3 protein-coding genes are annotated in these 1,744 nt (G+C 46.0%); 1 reads left to right on the forward strand and 2 read right to left on the reverse strand.

The annotated features are described in order from the left end of the window. On the forward strand, positions 1-376 hold a 376-nt coding region (locus A3729_RS20430; protein ID WP_197475954.1), incomplete at its 5' end, for a lysophospholipid acyltransferase family protein. Positions 377-391: 15 nt separating this feature from the next. On the opposite strand, the gene A3729_RS20435 is transcribed toward A3729_RS20430, so the two are convergent. Further along, on the reverse strand, positions 392-1,102 hold the full coding sequence (locus A3729_RS20435) for a 3-deoxy-D-manno-octulosonic acid kinase (protein ID WP_068510247.1): 711 nt from the start codon (positions 1,100-1,102) through the stop codon (positions 392-394). 38 nt (positions 1,103-1,140) lie between these two features. After that, on the reverse strand, positions 1,141-1,744 hold a 604-nt coding region (locus A3729_RS20440), incomplete at its 5' end, for a glycosyltransferase (RefSeq protein ID WP_156498048.1).

Genomic DNA, 1,744 nt, shown 5'->3' on the forward strand with positions numbered 1-1,744 from the left:
TTCTATCCTCTCGGATCAGGGGATGGTTGGTATTCTGCCAGACCAGGTGCCAGGCGGAACGGGCGGTGTTAATGCTCCTTTTATGGGAATAGAGGCTAATACGGTAAAGCTTGTATCTCGCTTGATTGGCCGCACTGGCTGTGAAGTCGTGAGCTTGTGTGCGATTCGCCGTCCCAAAGGGGATGGTTTTGATATGGTGTTCAAACCAGCTGATCCTGAGATATATAGTGACGATATCGCTACATCCGTCGCGGCATTGAATCGCTCAGTTGAAGCATGTATCGAAAGTCATCCCGAACAATACCAATGGGAGTACAAACGCTTTAAAGGGATGACGATAGACGGGCGTAAGGCTTATAGTAAGCTTAACCCATAGATTGGTTTAACGCTGCTATTGAGAATAGCCTTCAATCAAATAATTCCAGTCATTGTGAGTCCACTTTATCCCATGCCTTGTTACTTCCTTTTCAAAGCTGCGTTTTAAGCGCTTCAGATTACTGCTTTTCCAGGCATGCTTTGGCTTTAACATTTTGGCGCGATCAAAGTCGATGAGCCAAAATAAGCCCTCTTCATCTTGCAAAATGTTTTGAATGTTCAGGTCAGCATGATAAACACCCGCTTTGTGGAATCTTGCGATTAAAGCGCCTAATGTGAAATAGAAGTCTTTGCTTTGTACTTGTTTGAGTACTTGCAGTAAGTCTTGTGCATTAGGAATGCGGTGTGTCAGTAAGTCTGCCTGATAATATAGGCCTCTTTTGACTACCTGTGCGGCAGCAGGCTTGGGAACCGGCAAGTTTTGTTGATTGAGTAAACTCAAGATATTGAACTCACTGACAGAACGACTCTTTTGCCAGCCTTTAAAAAGGTAGTGGTCGTTGCTGATTTTACTCATCATGCCGCCGCGCAGATAATGTCTTAACACCAGTGAATGAGACTTGTGTTGGATAAACCAGGTTGTTCCACGTCCAGACTCTTGTCCATTAACGGCATTGAGCTTTTTCCAATAGCCTGATTCAAAGAGCTCGCTGGATATGTCCGAAAAACATTCACTATCATAGAGCCAATAATGCTGGCCGTTTTGAGAGGACTCTATATTCGGCATGATTTCAAGTTCCTTGAATCGTTTGGGTGGCGTTCTAGCTAAGACAATTCTAATTCATACAGGGCGATGGTGTCTCGGCACATTTGTGAAAGAGAGAAGTTTTCTTTGACGAAGGCTGCCGCTTCAATGCCTTGCCTTGTGCGTTCGTCTTTACTGTATGCCAGGGCTCGTTCAATAGCCGCCGCCATAGAACTGGAGTCGCGAGGTTTACACATCAGGCTTTTATAGGGAGGGGAGATTGTCTCCTGACTACCTCCGTGGTTTGTAGCAACTACCATGCGTTGCATCACTTGAGCTTCGCAGGCAGTACGACCGAAGGATTCCGGCTTGACGGAGGCTGAAATTACCAGATCAGCCAGCGCATAGGCTGCTGGCATGTTGTCGAAGTTTCCGGTTAACTTGACGTGAGCTTGCAAACCTTTTTCAGCGATCAAGGCTTCCAGTTCTTGTTTATATGCATCTTTTCCAGGCTCGTCGCCAACGAACAAGCAGTAAAAGTTACGATGGGGCAATTTAGCCAGTGCTTCTATTAGTACTTGATGGCCTTTAATTCGAGTTAGCCTTCCAGGCAGCATGATAATGTTTTTCCCCTCAGGGACTGACCATGCTGTCTTGAGCTGTTTCGCAGCGAGCTGAGCTTCT

It is taken from the genome of Oleiphilus sp. HI0043, assembly GCF_001634935.1.

What these genes read in the sequence shown, in the direction of transcription:
- A3729_RS20435 (WP_068510247.1), bottom strand. Translation starts at nt 1,102, where the DNA reads ATGCCGAATATAGAGTCCTCTCAAAACGGCCAGCATTATTGGCTCTAT.